4 protein-coding genes are annotated in these 2781 nt (G+C 33.2%); 2 read left to right on the top strand and 2 right to left on the bottom strand.

What is annotated here, in order from left to right; all coding sequences use genetic code 11:
* Nucleotides 1-919: DEAD/DEAH box helicase (locus tag HMPREF9402_RS12425; RefSeq protein WP_009607520.1), on the bottom strand; the 919-nt coding region annotated here is incomplete at its 3' end.
* A gap of 63 nt (nt 920-982) precedes the next feature.
* Nucleotides 983-1138 (bottom strand): hypothetical protein, encoded by a 156-nt coding sequence (locus tag HMPREF9402_RS14635; protein ID WP_006783642.1) that lies wholly within the window; start codon nt 1136-1138, stop codon nt 983-985.
* 150 nt (nt 1139-1288) lie between these two features.
* On the opposite strand from HMPREF9402_RS14635, the gene HMPREF9402_RS12420 reads away from it, so the two are divergent.
* Complete coding sequence (locus HMPREF9402_RS12420; RefSeq protein WP_006783643.1) at nt 1289-1570, top strand: DUF503 domain-containing protein; 282 nt, start codon at nt 1289-1291, stop codon at nt 1568-1570.
* A gap of 68 nt (nt 1571-1638) precedes the next feature.
* Nucleotides 1639-2769: an AI-2E family transporter gene (locus HMPREF9402_RS12415; protein ID WP_006783644.1), complete on the top strand. Its 1131-nt coding sequence runs from the start codon at nt 1639-1641 to the stop codon at nt 2767-2769.
* Nucleotides 2770-2781: the final 12 nt, after the last annotated feature.

Genomic DNA, 2781 nt, shown 5'->3' with positions numbered 1-2781 from the left:
GACCACGAGCCGTTAAATCTGATGAAACTAATAATTTGATTTTTCCACTTCTAAATAGATCTAGTGCACGTTTGCGTTCTTCTTTTTGAATGTTACCACGCATGACGAATGTTTCTTTTTGATGATAATTTAATTTTTCAGCAATTTCTTGCATCGAATCGTTTTGATTTACAAAAATTAAAGCACGTTCTGGGTTTTCGGCAACAATCAATTTGCGAAGTAATTCGAATTTATCACGACGCTCACCTTTTAAATAGAAATGAGCAATATTTGGATTCATTTCGACGGCATCTGCAGTTTTTAAAATAACAGGTTCTTTCATTAAAGACGTCGCAAGTGTTTGCGTATTCTCACTAATTGAAGCTGAGAATAGACAAAGTTGACGATCACGTAGTGTTGTTTTAATAATATCTTGAATCGTTTTGGTATTGGTATTATCAAGTAGACTATCCGCTTCATCTAAAATGATGGTTTTAAGGGTATGAGCCGTAATTTTTTTCTTTTTAATCAATTCTAAAATACGACCACATGATCCCGTGATGATATGAGGTTTTTCTTTTAATTTTTTGATTTGTTTATCAATGTTTGCGCCCCCAATAATCGTGGTAGACGTCACCGGAATTTCTGAGTTTGCTGCTAGTAACTTGATTTGAGCGTCAATTTGCATGACTAGCTCATGTGTAGGTGCTAAGATTAAAACTTGCATTTCACGTTTTGTCGTGTCAATTTTTTCAAAAAGGGGGGCGACAAAAGCTAATGTTTTTCCGCTTCCTGTATGTGATTGGGCAATCACATCTTGATGATTTAAAATAACAGGAATGGCCTCTTGTTGAATAGAGGTTGGGACACTAATATTTTGTTTGTTTAATCCCGCAATGATACGTGAATCTAAATTTAAATTTTCAAATGTAATAGACATGGGCTTCCTCCTAATGGTAAGTGTGTCTAAGTAATCATAAATTAAAGCGTGGAAAAACTCGATTTATTTATCGAATAATCCTCCACCTTTATGTCGTTTGATACGTTTACGAGGTTCTCCAATCGTTTTATCCGGACGTTTTAATTTATCTTGTTGTTTTGTTCCTTGACGTTTTTGTTCAATAATTTGTTTCATTAAATCCATATTTTTTGTTGCCATCTTGGTATCTCCTAAACTAAAAAATTAATGTTAAAATAGTCTTAACCCTATTATTTTATAATATTTAACGTTTTTTATCTATTCTTCTCGTATGAAATGTCGAAAAAAGTAAAATTCTAAGGGTAAGTTTGAAAGGATTGTGGTGAAAGAATGAAAATTGGTTATCTTGAAATCGTCTTATCCGCATCTTGGGTGCGTAGTTTAAAAGAGAAACGAATGCTTGTGAGAAGTATCGTAGCCAAAACACGTCAAAAATTTAATATATCGGTTAAGGAGTTTGCAACACTTGATGAACATCAGACCATTACGCTTGGAATCACGTGTGGGTCGAATTCTACTTCACAAATCGATGCGATTTTGGATCAAGTGGTTAATTTTATTGAATCAAATTATGAAACAGAAATAATTGGGATAGAAAGAGAAATTTTATAATGGTTTAAATTGTCATTCATTTCTAATTATAGTATAATTTGATACATCTTAAACAAGGTGTGATTAAATTGGAAAAGTGGTTAGAAAAACGAATTTCATTTATAAAGGGCTTATTTTTTGTGAGTTGCGCTTATATTATCATTAAGATGGTGGATAATTATCAAGTATTTTTTGCTAGTTTTAAAGATATCCTAGCGACACTCTCTCCTTTTTTATTAGCTTTTATAATCGCATATATTTTTAATCCGGTGATGATGTTTATTGAAAAACGATTTAAGGTGAAACGTAATCTAAGTCTTAGTCTCACATATTTTGGTTTTTTACTCCTGTGTTACTTGATGATTAGTTTTATTTTCCCTGTCATTTATCATAGTGCCTCAGATTTAATCAAGCAGATTCCAAGTTATGCAACTGAAATTCAAACCTGGATTAATGGGTGGACCAATCAAATGTCTGGTTTTGATTTTGGAGAGTTGAATGAGTTTAAAACACAATTGTTAAGTATGATTCCAAAAGTGACTGAAATCTTGACCAGTTCAATCGGCTCATTGGTGTCTATCACTTATGGTGCCGTGACCTTAACAGGAAATGTTCTTTTAGCTTTTATTATTAGCATTTATATTTTAGTTGAAAAAGAAAAATTTACTGAGATGTCTAAAAAGTTGATTTATATTATCTTTCGCCCAAAAAATGCGGGATACATATTGCAGACTTCACGATTATTTCATGAAAACATCGGTAAATATCTAATTGGAAAGTCCATTGATTCCATTTTCGTTGGGATTTGCGCAACGATTGGACTCGCCTTGATGGGTGCTAAATATGCCGTCCTTTTAGGAGTTATTTTTGGATTAACAAATATGGTCCCGTTTGTTGGGCCTATTTTTGGAACACTGATTGCCGTTGGAATTAATTTATTCTATAATCCCATCGTGGCAATCATTGCCCTGATTTTCTTACTGATTGTCCAACAAGTAGAGTCTTTAATTATTGATCCAAAAGTGGTTGGTCAAAAGATGGGGTTAAATCCATTCTTCACCTTATTAGCCGTCACGGTTGGAGGGAAGTTAATGGGGATTGTTGGGATGATTTTAGGTGTTCCGATTATGGGAGTTTTAAAATTATATGCCTCAAATGCGATTAACTACTATTATGACAAAACAATTCTAGTTTGCGAACAAGAAGAGTCTGACGAATAAAAAAAAGCCTCG

Origin of the sequence: Turicibacter sp. HGF1 (assembly GCF_000191865.1) — a bacterium.
In the GTDB taxonomy this organism is placed as follows: domain Bacteria; phylum Bacillota_I; class Bacilli_A; order MOL361; family Turicibacteraceae; genus Turicibacter; species Turicibacter sanguinis.
The sequence above is the reverse complement of the archived record's forward strand: the minus strand, read 5'-3'. Positions and strand labels throughout refer to the sequence as shown.